The organism is Cupriavidus sp. 8B (assembly GCF_054589115.1).
In genome coordinates, this window is record NZ_BAAILO010000258.1 from 93,375 (window position 1) to 110,971 (window position 17,597).

Genomic DNA, 17,597 nt, shown 5'->3' on the forward strand with positions numbered 1-17,597 from the left:
CCGCGCAACGTGCGCTTGCGCCGGTGTCACCTGGAACCTGGATACGTCGTCGACCAGTCCGGCGGCCTGCTGCTGCAGGCTCTCGGCGGCGGCGGCGGCTTGCTCCACCAGCGCAGCGTTCTGCTGCGTCACGCTTTCCATCTGGTTGATGGCGCGGTTGACCTGCTCGATGCCCGAGGATTGCTCCTCGCTGGCCGCGGCGATCTCGCCCATGATGTCGGTCACGCGCTTCACCGCCCCGACGATGTCGTCCATGGTGCGGCCGGCGTTCTCGACCTGCTTGGCGCCATGGGCCACCTGCCCCACCGAGCCATTGATCAACTGGCCGATCTCCTTGGCCGCCGACGAAGACCGCTGGGCCAGGCTGCGCACCTCTGCTGCCACCACGCCAAAGCCACGTCCCTGCTCACCAGCGCGGGCTGCTTCCACGGCCGCGTTGAGCGCCAGGATATTGGTCTGGAAGGCAATCCCTTCGATCACGCCGACGATTTCGGCGACCTTGGCCGACGATTGCGAAATTTGCTGCATGGTCTCGACCACGCCGCGCACAGCGTGCCCGCCCGCCGTTGCCACGCCGGAAGCGCTGACAGCCAGTTCGTTCGCATGGCGTGCGTTAGCAGCGTTCTGCCTGACCGTTGAAGTGAGTTGCTCCATGGAGGCCGCGGTCTGCTCAAGGGAAGCCGCCTGCTCTTCCGTGCGTTGGGACAGGTCGGTATTGCCCTTGGCGATTTCCCGGGTGGCGCCGTCGATCGAGCGCGTCGCGCCCTGGATGCCGTGCACCAGCGTCGCCAGTTGCCCGAAAGCGCGCTCCAGCGCAGCCAGCATCCGGCCCATCTCGTCGTCGCTGCTGGCGTGGACAACATAAGTCAGGTTGCCATGAGCGAGCGCCTGTGCCGCGTCCAGCGCTTGCCGCGCCGGGCGCGTGATCGAGCGCGTGATGCCAATGCCGAGAGCCGCCGCCAGGGCCACCGCGACGGCAGCCAGGCCCAGCAGCAGGTTGCGGGCCATCTCGTAGCTGGCATTCGCCTCCTGCACGGCAGCCAGCGCAACCTTGCGCCCGGTCTCGGCCAGTTCGCTCAGCTTATCGAAATAAGGCGCCTGGGCCGCCGGCAGGGTTGCCACCAGCGCGCTGCGGGCACCATCGAACTCGCCGCCCTGCAACTGGCGCAACACCATGTCGAGCTGGCCGTTATAAGCATTGCGTGCCTCGGTCAGGCGGCGGTACGTCTCCTGGATCTCCGGCTTGGCGGACGCGGAGAGCCACTTCCCCAATTCATCCAGCGTGGAGCCCATGTCCTGGCGCAGCGCGCCAATGCGCTCGGCGTTGCGGCGCAACGCGACCGGGTCCTCGTTCAGCGTGGCATCGCGCACCAGGATGCCGACCCACAGCGCATCCTGCTTGACGCGCTCGATATCCAGCACCTTGATCAGGCGCCCTTCCACCGTCAGGCGCATCGAATCGTTCATGGTGCGCAGGGACATCATGCCCAGCACCGCCACCGCTAGCAGCAGCAGCGCCACCAGCGAAAACGCCACCGTCAGGCGCGCCCCAATGCCAAAGTTTCGCAACCAACGCATCTTCCCGGCTCCTTTTACTCTCATCGCGCGCTTTATCCCCGCCCCGGACAGATTTCCGGAGCGACGCCGCATCGCGGGCTTAACGGCAGGGACAGGGGCAAGCTTGAGGGCTAAGGAACGACTTCTGCAAAGAAGCGCAAAAATGTGGAATGGAAAGGAAATATAGGGGGGAAAAGCCCGGCAATTCGAGCAATTGGCCGAGCGCAACCTGTCGTCTAATGTCACCCATGCACTTCGAAGTGCTGTCACCGACGCTTGTCGCCGATGGCACGCAACGAACAAAGTGGGCACACAAAAAAAAGAAGCCCACGCGCGGGGTGCTCGTAGGCTTTCCAGGACTGCTTAGAGCCGAAAGGCTCACGAGCGAATATAAACCTGCTTACATGAGGTGTAAATCCTATTTCTATCAGGGATATCTCCGATGGTAAAAGTGCTGGCGATGCTACGCAAGTGGCGAATGCCCGGCATGGGATGCACCACAGTAACAGGCCAGGGCCGCCTTGTCGCCCGCAAACCCATGCCAGATGGAGAATGCGGGCGCGGGTGGCGTTGGGACTTGCCACACCAGCGCCTATCCATCCATAGGTCAGCAGTGTGATGCAATGGTTTTATTAGAGGAAAACCTCTACGCGAGGCGCGCCCCCCAACCGTCAAGATTTGTAAAATTTTGTTACCCTCGCCCCTGAAGTACTCCCCTTCTCTTCTGGCGGCGTCGCCCGCCACAGCTTGCGGGGCAGCAGCGGATCCACCGCCCGGACACAAGCCAGGGCTGGCCCCGGTCCATGCCGCCTCGTCCCGCGCCAGCACCGAGAGCGGATGTTTCATCCCTCGCCCAGCCCAGGCCGTGCCACTGCCGGCACCCAGCCGTGCTGTAACACCCCATTTGCCCAGGCCCGGTTATTGGACCGTTGCCAGCCGCCAGAACCCGAGCGGGCTCTTCCGGAGAAGTTGTGAACAAGAAGGAAACCAGGATCGATCGCCCGAGCCGGAAACTGCAGCAACTGCAGTTCTCCACCCACAGCGCAAGTCGCAATCCTGTCGTCGTGCACTTATCGAACGGTATTCGGCTGCACGGTGTGATCATGGCTGCGGACAACTATATGGTGCTGCTGGCAGAGTCTGCGCAGGACCCGCTTCCGCAAATCGTCTACAAGCACTCCATCGCCGTTATCACGCCGGCCCACGCCCCCGAGGGCATGGCCTGCGTGCCCGGGGCGGAGACCTCGCCGGAATTTGTCAGCTTATATACACCGCGTACCCGAAAGCGCCGCTAGACGTTGCCGGCGCCACGCCGCAGGCCCGGACGGGCTCGTTTCACCCCGAATCCGTCACTCAGTTTCAATCCATCGCAAAGATCACTCTAAATCTTTTCCGGCCCCAACCGATAACCCAAACAACGGTGGCACTTCTCGCCCAGCATTGCCTGGCAGCCAACGTTGCGGCAGCAGCCGGATTGCACAACTCACTTGTAAAAGAATAGGAGTCGTACCATGTCGATGGTCATCAATACCAACACGTTGTCCCTGATGACGCAGAACAACCTGAGCTCGTCGCAATCGTCGCTGAACAGCGCGATCCAGCGTCTGTCCTCGGGCCTGCGTATTAACAGCGCCAAGGATGACGCTGCAGGCCAGGCAATTGCCAACCGCTTCACCTCGAACATCAACGGCCTGACCCAAGCTCAACGTAACGCCAACGACGGTATCTCGTTGTCGCAAACGACTGAAGGCGCGCTGACCGAAGTCAACAACAACCTGCAAGCTATCCGTACCCTGGCCGTGCAAGCCGCAACGGGCAGCAACTCGGCAAGCGACCTGAAGTCGATCCAGGACGAAATCACGCAGCGTATGGCTGAAATCGACCGTACGTCGCAACAGACCGATTTCAACGGCGTGAAAGTGCTGTCGTCGACCGCTTCGGCACTGAAGGTGCAAGTTGGCGCGCAAGACGGCCAGACCATCTCGATCGACCTGAAGGAAATCAGCTCGAAGACCCTGGGCATGACCGGCTTCACGGTTGCCAAGAACGCACTGGGCACCAGCGCCGCCATCACCACGGTTGCCGCTGCTACCGGCACCACCCCGGTCGCCGTTGACCTGACCACCGCAGCAACCTCGCTGACCAACGCCACCGGCTCGACCGTCAAGGCCAGCGACCTGTCGCTGAGCAACGTGCTGGACTCCGCCGGCAACGCGACCAACAACTACGTGGTCAAGTACGGCAGCGACTACTACGCAGCTTCGGTCAACAACACGACGGGCAAGGTTCAGCTGAACACGGCCAACGTGAAGGTCGGCGACGCAGCCAACGGCAACACCGGTAACACGGTTGCCGGCCAGCTGGTCAAGGTCGGCGCGGACACGACCGGCAGCGCCGTCGCCTACGTTAGCCAAGGCGGCAACAACTACGCCCTGGACACCACCTCGGGTCCCGCAGCACTGGTCAACAACGGCACCGCAGCCGCCCCGACCGCCGTCACCAACACGACCCAGATCGAACTGAGCACCAGCGGCACCACCACCGCCACCGCCGCCTTCATGGGCGTTGGCAGCACCAACCCGCTGTCCACGATCGACGCCGCTCTGGCAACTGTGGACAAGCTGCGCAGCGCGCTGGGCGCAGTGCAGAACCGCTTCAACTCGGCAATTTCCAACCTGGGTTCGGCTGTCACGAACCTGTCGGCATCGCGCTCGCGCATTCAAGACGCCGACTACGCGACGGAAGTGTCGAACATGTCGCGCGCCCAGATCCTGCAACAAGCAGGTACGGCTGTGCTGGCCCAGGCCAACCAGTCGACCCAAGGCGTGCTGTCGCTGCTGCGTTAATCCCGCAACAGTCGTCACCCTCCTAGTAGTGCCGGGCCTTCGGGCCCGGTACTGCCGGGAATGCTTTCAGAGCGGTCTCCGCTCTGAAAGCGTTTCCACCGGGGCTTTTACGCTCCGACCCAACCGCCGCGGAGACAGACCATGATCAGATCGCCCGAACTGCTATCGCCGATGACCGCCACGCCCCCCGCTACCCCGGCCTCGTCCGCGGATACGGCAAGCGCGCAGGCAGCCGCACGGCAAGCGGGCTCTGCCTCGGCTGAGGGGTCCGCGGCCGGGAAGGCGGAAACGGCCAGCTCCAAGGAGCTGGCCAGCGCGCTCACCGGTCTCAACGAAGCCTTGCGGGCGACACCGGTCGAGGTGCGGTTCAGCATCGACCACGACACCCACCGCTTCGTGACGGTGATGGTGGACAAGGCCACTGGCGAAACCATCCGCCAGTTCCCCTCGAAAGAAGTCCTGCGCATCACCCGGGCCATCGACAAGCTGCAAGGCCTGCTGATTCACCAGACCGCCTGAGCGGCCAACCTTCCCCCCTCGAACAAAGTCATCACAGGTAGCAATCATGAGTTCATCGATTTCGTCGCTTGGCGTTGGTTCCGGACTGGACCTCAGTACCCTGTTGGCCAATCTGCAGACGGGGGAACAGGCAAAGCTCACGCCGATCACAACCCAGCAGACGGCCGCGACCTCCAAGCTGTCGGCCTATGGCGTGCTCCAGGGCGCCGTGGCCTCGTTCCAGACCACGGCCGCCGCGCTCGGCACGGCCAGCCTGTATAACAGCACCACTACCTCGTCGAGCAACACCAGTGTGCTGAGCACCACCGCGGACAAGACCGCCGTGGCCGGCAGCTATGCCGTCAACGTGACGGCCCTGGCACAATCGCAGACGCTGGTGTCCAGCGGGATTACCGACAGCACCGGCCAGTTGCTGGGCAGCGCAAGCATCAAGATCGAATTCGGCACCACCAGCGGCGCAACGTTCACGCCAGGCAGCGGCACGCCCACCTCGATCAATATCAACGGCACGAACAACACGCTGGCTGGCATCCGCGATGCCATCAACGCGGCCAATGCCGGCGTCACCGCCAGCATCGTCAATGACGGCAGCAGCACGCCCTATCACTTGGTGATCACGTCCAACACGTCCGGCGCCGCCTCCAGCATGCGCGTGACGGTCGCCAGCAATGGCGCGGGCGACCCCAGCACCATCAGCGGCCTGCTGTCGTACGACCCGGCAGGCACCAAGGCAATGACGGAAAACGTCAAGGCCACGGACGCCAAGCTCACCATCAATGGCCTGGCGATCACCAGCCCGACCAACACGGTCCAGGGCGCCGCGCAGGGCGTCACGCTGAACCTGGCATCGCTCGGATCCAGCACGGTTGGCGTGACCACCGACACCTCGTCGATGGCCAGCGCCGTGCAGAGCTTTGTCTCCGCCTACAACACGCTGCAGACCACCGCGGCTAACCTGTCCAGCTACGACGCGACCAACAAGACCGCGGGCGTACTGCTTGGCGACAGCACCCTGCGCACGGTCGAGAACCAGTTGCGCTCCGTGATCAACACGCCGCAGACAAGCGGCAGCCTGACCAACCTGACACAGATCGGCATCGGCTTTAACGCCAATGGCACAATGTCGCTGGACAACTCCAAGCTAAATGCCGCGCTGGCCAGCAACAAGGCAGGCGTGGCCCAGCTGTTCAGCGGCACCGACGGCAAGTCGGGCTATGGTAACCAGCTGGCGACCATGGCAGCCGGCTTCTCCAGCGCCACCGGGGCGCTGACCACCGCCACCAACGGCGTCAACTCGCAACTCAAGTCGCTGGCCACGGACTACACCAACATGTCCGCCCAGATCGATGCCACCGTCGCGCAGTATCGTACCCAGTTCCAGCAATTGGACTCAATCATGGCGCAGATGACCTCCACCAAGAACTACCTGACGCAGCAGTTCTCTACAACGACTAGCAAGTAACGCTGAGCGCAGCCAGCCATTCGCTCAAGCCAAATCAAATCCAGGGATCGTCGCCATGTACGCACGCACTGCCGCCAACGCCTATGCCAATGTGGGCGTCCAGACCGGAGCCATGAGTGCTTCTCCGCACCGGCTCATCGTGATGCTGTTCGACGGCGCGCGGGCGGCCATCGCCCGCGCGCGCTTCCATATGGAAGCGGGCAAGATCGCCGACAAGGGCATGGCCATTTCGAAGGCGATCGAGATCATCGACAGCGGCCTGCGCGCCTCGCTGGACCACGGCGCCAGCGCCGAACTGGCGGGCAACCTCGATGCGCTCTATGAGTACATGACCCGCCAGCTCATGCTGGGCAACCTGCATAACGATGACGACCGGCTGTTCGAAGTGGACAAGCTGCTAGCCGACCTGGCCTCGGCGTGGAGCCAGATCGATCCCGCCGCGGAGCAGGAGCCACAGCTGCTGCGGCCCCAGGAAGCCGTCTCGGTAGGGGTATGACATGCTCAAACAAAAAAACCGGCTCATCGCTTGCTATGAAGAACTGCTCGGCCTGTCCGGGCAGATGTGCGAAGCCGCGCGCGCCAGCGACTGGGACACCCTGAGCTCGCTGCAGACCCGTTACGTGGCCCAGGTCAATGTGCTGCGCAATAACGACGACGTGGCCTTGCTGTCGCCCCAGGAACGCCGCTACCGCTACCAGATGCTGGAGAGCATCCTGTCGCAGGATGCCGCCATCCGCAACCTGGTGATGCCCCAGCTCGAACGCCTTGGCCACATGCTCAATCAATCGCGCCGCCGCCAGGAACTGCACCACACCTACGGCGCTGACGCAGCCCTCTGATACGCTGAATGGTCGGCATCAATCTTCCGCCGGACCCTTCGCTCGCACTGCGCGCGGATACGCAAGGCCTGACATCCGCATTGAGCGTGGCCAAGCTGGCCGCGCTGCTGCCCACGGGCACCGTCACCGATACGGTGGGCCCGGCTACCGGCGGCCCCACGGTACAGCAAGGCCGCCCCGGCCAGGTCGCCGGCGGCGGGCTGAACGCTGCTCCCGGCACGGCGCCGGCCTCGGCACGCGAGACCTTCAGCTCGGCGGCACGCGTCATCCTGGATATCCTGGAAGGCACCGAATCCACCCCGCTGCGCGGCTCCGCTCCGCTCCTCCCCACACCACCCGGCAGCGGCCAGGCTACCGCGCTGGCCAGCGCGCTGGCACGGCAGGTCGGGCAAAGCGGCTTGTTCTACGAATCCCATCTGAGCCAACTGCTCAACGGCACGCGCGGGCTGGACAGCCTGCTGCGCGAGCCGCAAGCCATGCTGGGCCGCCCGCCGGGCCCACCTGCTGGCGGCAACCCTAACGCCAACGCCAGCGCCAACACGGGCGGCGGCGCGCCGCAGCCCGTGTTGCAACTGACGTATGAGCCCTCCGCAAGCCCTGCTGCACCGGCGGCACCGGTGGCGCCACAGACGCAGCAGCCAGCAGCCAGCGGTACGGCCATGAACCTCGCAGCCGCGGCCCTAGGCGCGCTCGTCGATGCCGAAGCGGGCCCCGCAGCCCCTGCGGCGCCGCCGCGGGGTTCAGGCGGCAACACAACGCAGCCCGCCGTTGCCACCTCATCGCTGCCGCTCCCGCAAGGCCTCTCGGCCCATCTCGCCCATCAGGCCACGCAGGCTTACCAGGCGGCGTCCGCTGCGCAGGCAGGGCCACAGGCGCAAGCCAGGCATCTGGACATCGATAGCTCCTGGCGCGACGGCGGCACCGCGCCCGAGGCTCGGCACCTCGCGGCGCCGGTTGGCCCGCCGGTCCATCCCGACGCCACCACGCTGGTGCGCCAGCAGCTCGATGCCCTCGCCACCCAGCAGTTCCGCTGGATGGGCGAAGCGTGGCCGGGCACGCCGATGGACTGGCAGATCCGGCGCGAGCCCGATGAAAGCCAGGCGCGCAACCAGGGCGAAGGCCCCGATCTTGCCGCCGGTGTGTGGTCGACGCGGCTGGTGCTGGAATTTCCCAACCTCGGCACCGTGGAGGCGCGCCTGAGCCTGACCGGCAACGGTATCGAAGCTCGCCTGGCCGCGCCGGACTCGGTCAACCGCCTGAACGCGGCACGCGCGCAATTGCAGGATCGGCTGGCCGCCGCCGGCCTTAACCTCACCACGCTGGCGGTGGACGGCATCCTTTCGCCCGGCCGGAGCATCGGATCATGAGCTACCTGGACGATGTGCTCGACGGCAGCCCGCGCGACAGTGCGGTCGCACTTAGCTACGACGAAAGCCGCGACAGCGGCCCGCGCGTGGTCGCCAAGGGCTACGGCGAGGTCGCCGATGCCATCATCGCCCGCGCCCGCGAGAGCGGCGTCTACGTTCACAACTCGCCCGCGCTGGTGACCCTGCTGATGCAGGTCAACCTGGACTCGCACATCCCCCCCCTGCTCTACATGGCCGTGGCGGAGCTGCTCGCCTGGCTGTATCAGCTCGAGCAGGACCAGGCTACCGCCGGCCCCGCATCCGGCACGCAGCACCGCAGCCAGGGCTGACGCCCCCCGCCGCGCCAGGCTCCTGGCATCCACGCGGCGTATTCATCTCACGATTCCCAAGCCCCTCGAATTGGCCTTGTTTTTGGCCTGTATTCCCGTCTCCCCCTGCGTGACGCCCTGTTAAGTTTTAGGGGGCCGAAACAGCCAGGCAATTGCCCTTGCGAAAGCCGCAGTTCATGGCCCGCGGCGGCGGCGCCAGCATCGCCATCAAGCGTACTACCTGTTCCAGCCCGCCAAGACGGGCCTAAACGATGAAACCATTCCAGACTGCTTCCAGGGCGCCGCGTCAAATCGACAAGGCGCGCGAACTCTACAATGCCGGCCAGTACCGCGCCGCGTTCAAGGAGGCCGAACGGGCGGAGCAAATCCATGGCAAGCGGGCCGACGCCAGCTATTGGCAAATGGCCGCCGCGCTGGGCCTGCAGGATACCCAGAAGGCCGGCGAGATCCTGCACGACGCCTTGCAACGATTCCCGGCGGACATCGACCTGATGTCGCTCGGCGGCTTTGTCCTGCTACGCAATGGCAAGCACGAAGATGCCAGGCAGTTGCTGCAGCAATGCGTCGCCAACGCGCCGGGCGCCATCAGCGGATGGGTGCACTATGCCGCCCTGCTGCTGGAACTGCGCGAGCCCGCCGCAGCGAAGGAAGCCGCGCTCAAGGCGCTGGCCATCGATCCGAACGAACCCGTCGCGGCCTGCAACTACGCCATCGCCCTGAAGGAAACCGGCGAAATGGGCGAGGCCATGGCCGCGCTGCGCAAGGCGGTCAGGCTCGCCCCGAAGAATCTCGCTATCCGCGCCAACCTGCTGTTCGCCATGCTGTTCGCCCAGGACACCACGGCACCGGACCTGCTGCGCGAGGCCAGGACCTACGAGCAACTGCTGCTGGCTGGCCAGCGTTTCCCCTATCGCAATCCCGCATCGCGCGAGGACGGCGGCCCGATTCGCCTTGGCATGTTGTCCAATGACCTGCTGCGCCATGCCTGCGCCTACTTCATCCTGCCGCTGCTCGCCAACCTGGATCGTTCGCGGGTGGAAGTGGTCATGTTCTCGCTCAACCCGCTGAACGACCACCTCACCGACAAGATCCGGCTGCATGCCAACCAGTTCGTCGAACTGGCGGGGAAGTCCACCGGCGACATCGTGAACATCATCCGTGGCGAGCAGCTCGATGTGCTGATGGACCTGGGCGGCCATACCGGGACCTCCCCGCTGCCTTACATGGTGCACGGCCTGGCCCCGGTACAGATGACCTGGCTCGGCTATCCCGGCAGCACCGGGCTGAAGGCCATCGACTTCCGTATCACCGACGAGACCTGCGACCCGGCCGGCTTCGAGCCGCATTACTCGGAGACCCTGCTCAGGGCGCCCGGCGTGTTTTGCGCCTATGCCCCGCTGATACACAGCCCGCTGGAAGCCTACGGTCCCAAATACAGGGTCCGGGAAACGCCGGCGCTGCGCAGCGGCACGATTACCTTCGGCTCCTGCAACAACCTCGGCAAGGTGACCGACCAGACCGTGGCCCTGTGGAGCATGGTGCTGGCGCGCTGCCCGAACAGCCGGCTGCTGATCGAGGCGCGCGACCTGGACAACGGCGCCGTCAGCGCCCCGCTGCTGGCTCGCCTGGCCACGGCCGGCATCGACCCGGCCCGCGTTGCCTGCGTGCCCCGGCTGGCATCGAACCAGTACCTGACCTATCACGAGATCGACATCGTGCTCGATACCCTGCCACTCACCGGCGGCACCACCACCTGCGACGCCTTGTGGATGGGCGTGCCGGTGGTCACGCTGGCCGGCTCGGCCTTCCACTCGCGCATGTCGGCCAGCTTCCTGCATGCGGTGGGCCTGGCGGGCCTGGCTTGCCGGGACGAAGCGGAGTATGCCGACGTGGCCGTGCAACTGGCCACCGACATCGAGGGGCTGAACGGCTTGCGCCTGTCGCTGCGGCAGCGCTTCGAGCAAAGCCCCCTGGCCGATGCCGCCGCCTTCTCGCGCTGGATGGAAGCACAGCTCACGGCAGTGGTGGCACCGCGCAGGACGCTTAGCAACACCGAACCCGGGTCGCACGACGGCGTGTATTTCTCCGGCGCATGGCACACCATGGCCGAAATCGTCGTTGCCATTGCCGGCCTGCTCGAAGCCGGCCGTTACGTGGAACTGCGCAGCCTGCTTGAGAATTTCGCCGCCAAGTGGCCGCGGCACTGGATGATTCCATACGTGCTCGCCGAGATCGAGCAGCGTAGCGGCAAGCCCGAAGCCGCGATCGAATACCTGATGGAAAGCGTCGGCCTGCGCACCTATCACCTGCCGCTCTACCGCCTGCTCAGTGCATGGATGGACGCGTGCCAGTACGACAAGGGCGACCTGGCCAACTTCCTGCAGCAGCAGTTCGGCATGAGCCTGGCCCTCCTGGAACTACAGGGCGTGCCAACGGCGCTGGAAGTGCTCGGCATCGAGGTCGCGCAAGCGCAGGAAACCGAGCCCGCACATGCGTGAGACACCTGCGGCCTGCATGCGCCCGGTGGCGCGGCATGCCATCCAAGAGCGCGCACCCATCCCGGGTTTTTCGGCAAATGCCGCCGTGGCCGGTCTTGGCACAGCCGCGCATTGCCGCACTAAGGTAATCCGTCCCCTATGAAGAACGTCGCAGCCAGCTCCAAAGCGGATCGCTACATCAAGAAAGCCGAGACCAGCCATTTCGCCGGCCGCTATCTCGAAGCCATCGAGAATGCGGAAAAGGCCGGGAAGCTGGCCCGTAACCTATACCAGCCCTACTACTGGCGCGCCTTCTCCACCCTGGAGCTGCAGCGCCATGACGAGGCTTACCGCATTATCCAGGAAGGCCTGAAGGCGCATCCCCGCAATGCCGACATGCTGAGCATGTGCGGGCGCATCCTGAACGCGCAAGGCAAGCTGGAAAATGCCCGCATCGTGCTGCGCGACTGCGTGGCCCTGGCGCCTGCCAGCCTGGAAGGCTGGGCGAACTACGCCATCGTGCTGCAGAAGATGGGCTTGCACGCGGACGCCAAGCAGGCATCGCTCGAAGCGCTCAAGATCGCCCCTGACCATCCGGCGATCCTGGCCAACTACGCCAACGACCTGAAGGACACCGGCTTCGCCGAAGAGGCCATCACCGTGCTGCGCAAAGCCGCCGCGATGGCACCGACCAACAAGAGCATCCGCTCGAACCTGTTGTTCCTGCTGCTGTTTGGTGAAAAGACCGGCGCCGCCGACCTGCTGGAGGAGGCCGGCCAGTATGCGCAACTGCTGGCGCGCCAGCGCTTGCCGGAGTTGCCGGTGGCGGCAAAGCCGCAATCCGGACGGATCCGCCTGGGCATCCTGTCCAACGACTTGTTCCGGCACGCCTGCGCGTACTTCCTGATTCCCTTCATCGCCAATCTCGACCGCGCGCGTTTTGAGGTCGTCGCGCTTGGCCTGCATGCCTTCCGCGACAGCGTGACAACCAAGATTTCGCTTTACTGCGATCGCTTCGTGGACCTGGCCAACAAGCCGGAGGCCGAAATCGTTCGCACCGTGCGCGAAGAGAACATCGATGTCCTGATCGACCTCGGCGGCTATACCGGCAGCTCGCCGCTGCACTACATGGTCTACGGCCTGGCACCGGTGCAGATGACGTGGCTCGGTTATCCGGGCAGCACGGGCATGCCAGCCATCCACCACCGCATCACCGACTGGGTAGGCGATCCGGCCGGGTCGGAGGCACACTACACCGAGAACCTGCTGCGCGCACCGGGCGGGGTCTTCGCGGTCTATCACCCCATGGTGAACAGCCCGCTGAGGGTCTACCAGAGCGAGTACCAGGTGCGGGAAACGCCCGCGCTGCGCAATGGCTATATCACCTTTGGCTCCTGCAACAACCTGGGCAAGCTCACCGACCGGACCCTGCGCCTGTGGAGCGCGGTGCTGGCGCGCTGCCCCGGCAGCAGGCTGCTGGTGGAAGCCGCGGGGCTGGATCGCGACACGGTCCGAGAGCCGCTGCTTGCGCGCATGGAGCAAGCCGGCATCGATACGCAACGCGTGACCTGCATCCCCCGAGAAGGCAAGAACCAGTACCTCACCTACCACGATATCGATATCGCGCTGGACACCTCGCCGGTGACCGGCGGCACCACCACCTGCGACACGCTCTGGATGGGGGTGCCGGTGGTCTCGCTGGCAGGCCCGGCATTCCACACCCGGGTGTCGGCGCCCTTCCTGCATGCGGTGGGGCTGGACGGCCTGGCCTGCGAGACCGAACAGGACTACGTGGCCATGGCCACGCAACTGGCGGCGGATGTCGAGCAGCTCAATGGCCTGCGCCTCACGATGCGGCATCGCATGGAGAAGAGCGCGATCCTCGATGTGGCAGGCTTTGCGCGCTGGTTCGAAGAGCAGGCCCTGCAATACGCCAGCCAGCACCGCGACGTGAGCCACCTCGCCCCGCGCACCCAGGACGGCGTGTTCTGTGCCGGCGCCTGGCATTCCATGGAAGAGCTGGTGCTGACCATTGGGCTGCTGCTGGATCAAGAACGGCACATCGAGCTGCGCAGCCTGCTGGAGAACATGTCGGCCAAGTGGAGCAAGCACTGGCTGATCGCATTTGCGCTGGGCGAGATCGACCAGCAGCTCGGCAACCCGGAGCGTGCCCTGGAGCTACTGATGGAAGCCATCAACCTGCGCCCCTACCACGTGCCGCTCTATCGCCTGCTCAGCGTACGGATGGACGAAGGCGGACACGACAAGAATCCCCTGGCCGACATACTGCAACAGCAGTTCGGCCTCGAGCTCGCCCTGATCGAAAGCCAGGGCAAACCGTCGACCCACGAAATCCTGGGCATCCAGGTGCTGGAGGAAGCAGCATGAAAGCCGTCATCCTGGCGGGCGGGCTGGGTACCCGCATATCCGAAGAGTCGCACCTGCGTCCCAAGCCCATGATCGAAGTCGGCGGCAAGCCGATCCTGTGGCACATCATGAAGATGTACGCCTCGCACGGCATCAATGACTTCGTCATCTGCCTGGGCTACAAGGGCTACGTCATCAAGGAATACTTCGCCAACTACTTCCTGCATATGTCGGACGTGACGTTCGACATGTCGGAAAACCGCATGGACGTGCACTGCCGCAAGGCCGAGCCGTGGCGCGTGACGCTGGTGGATACCGGCGAGGAATCGCAGACCGGCGGCCGCCTGCGGCGCGTGCGCGAATACCTCACGCCTGGCGAGCCGTTCTGCTTTACCTATGGCGACGGCGTGTCCGACATCGATCTCACCGCCGAGATCGCCTTTCACCGCGACCACGGCCGCTGGGCCACGGTGGCGGCGGTGCAGCCGCCGGGACGCTACGGCGCGCTCGAGCGTACCAACGAAGGCATGGTGGCCGGCTTCGCGGAAAAGCCGCGCGGCGATGGCGCGTGGATCAATGGCGGCTTCTTCGTGCTGCAGCCCGAAGTGATCGACCTGATCGCCGACGACAAGACCAGCTGGGAGCAAGCCCCCATGGAAGAGCTCGCCACGCGCGGGCACCTGCTGGCGTTCGAGCACCAGGGCTTCTGGCAGCCGATGGACACCCTGCGCGAGAAGAACATGCTGGAGCAGTTGTGGCAATCCGGCGCGGCACCCTGGAAGACATGGTGACCCGTATGCGCGACGGCTACACCGGCCGCCCGGTCTTCGTGACCGGCCACACCGGCTTCAAGGGCGCATGGCTCGCGCTATGGCTGGCGCGCCTCGGCGCGCGGGTGGCAGGCTATGCGCTGGCGCCAGAGTCGCCGGCCGGCCTGTTCACCGCGGCCGGCGTCGAGAGCACCCTGCACGCCCACCACCTGGCTGACATCCGCGATGCGAGCGCGCTGGCCGCTGCCATGCAGGCGGCGCAGCCAGAGATCGTCTTCCACCTGGCGGCGCAGCCGCTGGTCGGGGCCGGCTATCGCGACCCGGTGGCCAACTGGGCCACCAACGTCATGGGCACGGTCAACCTGCTCGAGGCGGTGCGCCACTGCCCTTCGGTACGTGCCGTGGTGGTCATCACCACCGACAAGTGCTACGACAACAAGGAATGGTTCTGGGGCTACCGCGAGACCGATCCGCTCGGCGGGCATGACCCATACAGCGCCAGCAAGGCCGCGGCCGAGCTGGTTGCCGCCAGCTATCGCAATGCCTTCCTGGCCGCGCGCGGCGTGCTGGTCGCCACGGCACGCGCCGGCAATGTGATCGGCGGCGGCGACTGGTCCGACAATCGCCTGGTTCCCGACGCCGCACGCGCGGCCGCCACCGGCGGGGTGCTGGAGATCCGCAACCCGCAGGCCACGCGGCCCTGGCAGCATGTGCTGGAAGCCCTGCACGGCTACCTGCTGCTCGGCGCGCGCCTGATGGCCGGGGAGCAAGATCTTGCGCGCGCCTTCAACTTCGGCCCGCAAGCCGCCGACAACCTCGCCGTGGGCGCGGTGCTGGCGCGCCTGCAGCAACACTGGCCCGAACTGCGCTGGGAACATCGCCCGGATCCCGCTGGCGCCGCCCCGCACGAAGCCCGCAACCTTCACCTGGACTCCGCCCTGGCAAGAGGACTGCTTGGCTGGGAGCCGCGCTGGCCGCTCGACCAGGCCCTTGCCGCCACCGCCCACTGGTATCGCGCCGTGCATGAAGCTCCGGCCCAGGCGCGGTCCGTCACCGAACGACAAATCGAGCAATTCTGCGTATGACAGACGCTGCCCACGCCTCCCCTGCCACCCACTCCAGCCACGCCGCCATCGACCCGGCCTGCCGTTCCTGCGGCCAGCCGCTCGCGCAGACCGTGGTCGACCTTGGCCTGTCGCCAGTCTCCAACGCGTTCATCAAGGCGGACGACCTGGCCCTGGCGGAAACCTTCTACCCGTTGCACGCGATGGTGTGCCAGCACTGCTGGCTCGTACAGCTGCGCGACGCCACGCCGGCGGAAACGCATTTCCATGACGACTACGTCTACTTCTCGTCGTACTCGTCGTCGTGGCTCGAGCACGCCCAGCGCTATGTCAGCACCATGACCCACCGCTTCGGGCTTGGCGCCGACAGCCGCGTGATGGAGCTGGCCAGCAACGACGGCTACCTGCTGCAGTACTTCGTGCAAGCCGGCATTCCCTGCCTGGGCGTGGAGCCCACCGCCAACACCGCCGCCGCCGCGCGCGCCAAGGGCGTGGACAGCCGCGAGCTGTTCTTCGGCCGCGACACCGCGCGCGGGTTGCGCCAGCAAGGCTGGGAAGTGGACCTGCTGCTGGGCAACAACGTGCTGGCGCACGTGCCGGACATCAACGACTTCGTCGGCGGCATGCCGCTGGTGCTTAAAGCCCAAGGCGTGATCACGCTGGAGTTTCCCCACCTGCTGCGCCTGATCGAGCAGAACCAGTTCGACACGCTCTATCACGAGCACTACTCCTACCTGTCGCTGTCCGCGCTGGAACCGGTGTTCGCCCGGGCCGGCCTGCGCGTGTTCGATATCGAGCACCTGCCCACCCATGGCGGCAGCCTGCGCGTGTTTGCCTGCCATGCGGACGCCAACCATGCGACCCGCCCCTCGGTGGCGGCCACGCTGGAAGAAGAACGCTTGGCCGGGCTGCGTTCGGCCGCGCTGTATGCCGGCTTTGCCGAGCGTGTGCGCAAGGCCAAGCGCGACCTGCTCGCCTTCCTGATCGAAGCGCGCAATGCCGGCAAGCGCATCGCGGCCTATGGCGCCGCGGCCAAGGGCAATACGCTGCTCAACTACTGCGGCGCCGGCACGGACTTCATCGACTACGTGGTCGACCGCAATCCCACCAAGCAAGGCCGCCTGCTGCCCGGCACGCGCATCCCGGTGGTCGCACCGGAGCAGGTCTTCAGCGACAAGCCCGACTACCTGCTGATCCTGCCCTGGAACATCAAGGACGAAGTCATCGCGCAGATGGCCGGCATCCGCGAATGGGGCGGCCGCTTCGTGGTGGCGATTCCGGAAACCGCGGTGCTGCCATGATTTTCACGCCAACCCCCATCGAAGGCGCATGGCTTGTGGACCCGGAGCCACTGGCGGACGAACGCGGCTTCTTTGCGCGCACGGCTTGCGTGGACGCGTTCGCGGACCACGGGCTGAACGGACGCTTCGTGCAGCAGAGCGTCTCGCGCAATACCCGGGCCGGCATCCTGCGTGGCATGCATCTCCAGTACGAGCCAGCCGGCGAGGACAAGCTGGTGCGCGTCACCACCGGCGCCATCTTCGATGCGATCCTGGACCTGCGCCCTTACTCGCCAAGCTACCGCCAATGGTTTTCGGTGGAGCTGACGGCGCAGAACCAGCGCGCGCTGTATATCCCCAGGGGCGTGGCGCACGGCTTCCAGACACTGACTGATCTGTCGGAAGTCTTCTACCAGATGACCGTGCCCTTCGCGCCCGCCCACAGCGGCGGTGTGCGCTGGGACGATCCCGAGATCGGCATCGCCTGGCCGCCTTGCGAGAACCGGCTGATCTCGGCCAAGGACCTGGCGCTGCCGCCGCTCGCGGCAGTCAGCGCCTACTGAGTCTCGCATCACCCGAATTACCGAATCATCAAATCCAACCGGTCAGCGAAGCCGACCAACAAGCCAAACTGCGGAGCCATTCCATGAGTACCGATCAATTGCAGAAACTTTCCAAAGCCCTGCGCGAAGTTGGCACCAGCGCGGCCGCGGGGGGGGG

General features: G+C 65.5%; 15 protein-coding genes. 14 read left to right on the forward strand and 1 reads right to left on the reverse strand.

Features of this window, described 5'->3' with window-relative positions:
• Nucleotides 1–1,578, reverse strand: a 1,578-nt coding sequence (locus ACYP5B_RS25420; RefSeq protein WP_459571529.1) for a methyl-accepting chemotaxis protein, incomplete at its 3' end; no start/stop codon positions are given.
• A gap of 950 nt (nucleotides 1,579–2,528) precedes the next feature.
• Here ACYP5B_RS25420 and ACYP5B_RS25425 point away from each other — a divergent pair.
• From ACYP5B_RS25425 to rfbC, 14 genes are all read left to right on the forward strand, one after another.
• Nucleotides 2,529–2,852 (forward strand): RNA chaperone Hfq, encoded by a 324-nt coding sequence (locus ACYP5B_RS25425; protein WP_459571530.1) that lies wholly within the window; start codon nucleotides 2,529–2,531, stop codon nucleotides 2,850–2,852.
• A gap of 216 nt (nucleotides 2,853–3,068) precedes the next feature.
• Nucleotides 3,069–4,403: a FliC/FljB family flagellin gene (locus ACYP5B_RS25430; protein WP_459571531.1), complete on the forward strand. Its 1,335-nt coding sequence runs from the start codon at nucleotides 3,069–3,071 to the stop codon at nucleotides 4,401–4,403.
• 141 nt (nucleotides 4,404–4,544) lie between these two features.
• Nucleotides 4,545–4,922 carry a flagellar protein FlaG gene (locus ACYP5B_RS25435; RefSeq protein WP_459571532.1) on the forward strand — a complete coding sequence of 126 codons (378 nt, stop codon included), beginning with the start codon at nucleotides 4,545–4,547 and terminating at the stop codon, nucleotides 4,920–4,922.
• A 46-nt stretch (nucleotides 4,923–4,968) separates the two neighbouring features.
• A complete protein-coding gene (gene fliD, locus ACYP5B_RS25440; protein ID WP_459571533.1) occupies nucleotides 4,969–6,384 on the forward strand; it encodes a flagellar filament capping protein FliD in 1,416 nt (471 codons plus the stop codon).
• Between the two features lie 55 nt (nucleotides 6,385–6,439).
• A complete protein-coding gene (gene fliS / locus ACYP5B_RS25445; protein WP_318234071.1) occupies nucleotides 6,440–6,880 on the forward strand; it encodes a flagellar export chaperone FliS in 441 nt (146 codons plus the stop codon).
• Nucleotide 6,881: 1 nt separating this feature from the next.
• Nucleotides 6,882–7,223 (forward strand): flagellar protein FliT, encoded by a 342-nt coding sequence (locus tag ACYP5B_RS25450; protein WP_318234070.1) that lies wholly within the window; start codon nucleotides 6,882–6,884, stop codon nucleotides 7,221–7,223.
• Nucleotides 7,224–7,231: 8 nt separating this feature from the next.
• Nucleotides 7,232–8,590: a flagellar hook-length control protein FliK gene (fliK, locus tag ACYP5B_RS25455; RefSeq protein ID WP_459571535.1), complete on the forward strand. Its 1,359-nt coding sequence runs from the start codon at nucleotides 7,232–7,234 to the stop codon at nucleotides 8,588–8,590.
• A complete protein-coding gene (locus ACYP5B_RS25460) occupies nucleotides 8,587–8,919 on the forward strand; it encodes an EscU/YscU/HrcU family type III secretion system export apparatus switch protein (protein ID WP_459571536.1) in 333 nt (110 codons plus the stop codon). Before fliK ends, ACYP5B_RS25460 begins: the two co-directional genes overlap by 4 nt.
• A 251-nt stretch (nucleotides 8,920–9,170) precedes the next feature.
• The gene (locus ACYP5B_RS25465; protein WP_459571537.1) at nucleotides 9,171–11,417 is read left to right on the forward strand and encodes an O-linked N-acetylglucosamine transferase, SPINDLY family protein; all 2,247 of its coding nucleotides are present in this window, start codon (nucleotides 9,171–9,173) and stop codon (nucleotides 11,415–11,417) included.
• 138 nt (nucleotides 11,418–11,555) lie between these two features.
• Nucleotides 11,556–13,784 carry an O-linked N-acetylglucosamine transferase, SPINDLY family protein gene (locus tag ACYP5B_RS25470; protein ID WP_459571538.1) on the forward strand — a complete coding sequence of 743 codons (2,229 nt, stop codon included), beginning with the start codon at nucleotides 11,556–11,558 and terminating at the stop codon, nucleotides 13,782–13,784.
• Nucleotides 13,781–14,554, forward strand: coding sequence for a glucose-1-phosphate cytidylyltransferase (gene rfbF, locus ACYP5B_RS25475; protein ID WP_459571539.1), 774 nt, complete (start codon nucleotides 13,781–13,783; stop codon nucleotides 14,552–14,554). The genes ACYP5B_RS25470 and rfbF overlap by 4 nt, the downstream gene beginning before the upstream one ends.
• On the forward strand, nucleotides 14,548–15,618 hold the full coding sequence (gene rfbG, locus ACYP5B_RS25480) for a CDP-glucose 4,6-dehydratase (protein ID WP_459571573.1): 1,071 nt from the start codon (nucleotides 14,548–14,550) through the stop codon (nucleotides 15,616–15,618). Before rfbF ends, rfbG begins: the two co-directional genes overlap by 7 nt.
• Nucleotides 15,615–16,898 (forward strand): class I SAM-dependent methyltransferase, encoded by a 1,284-nt coding sequence (locus ACYP5B_RS25485; RefSeq protein ID WP_459571540.1) that lies wholly within the window; start codon nucleotides 15,615–15,617, stop codon nucleotides 16,896–16,898. The genes rfbG and ACYP5B_RS25485 overlap by 4 nt, the downstream gene beginning before the upstream one ends.
• Nucleotides 16,895–17,440, forward strand: coding sequence for a dTDP-4-dehydrorhamnose 3,5-epimerase (rfbC, locus tag ACYP5B_RS25490; RefSeq protein ID WP_459571541.1), 546 nt, complete (start codon nucleotides 16,895–16,897; stop codon nucleotides 17,438–17,440). The genes ACYP5B_RS25485 and rfbC overlap by 4 nt, the downstream gene beginning before the upstream one ends.
• Nucleotides 17,441–17,597 lie beyond the last annotated feature (157 nt).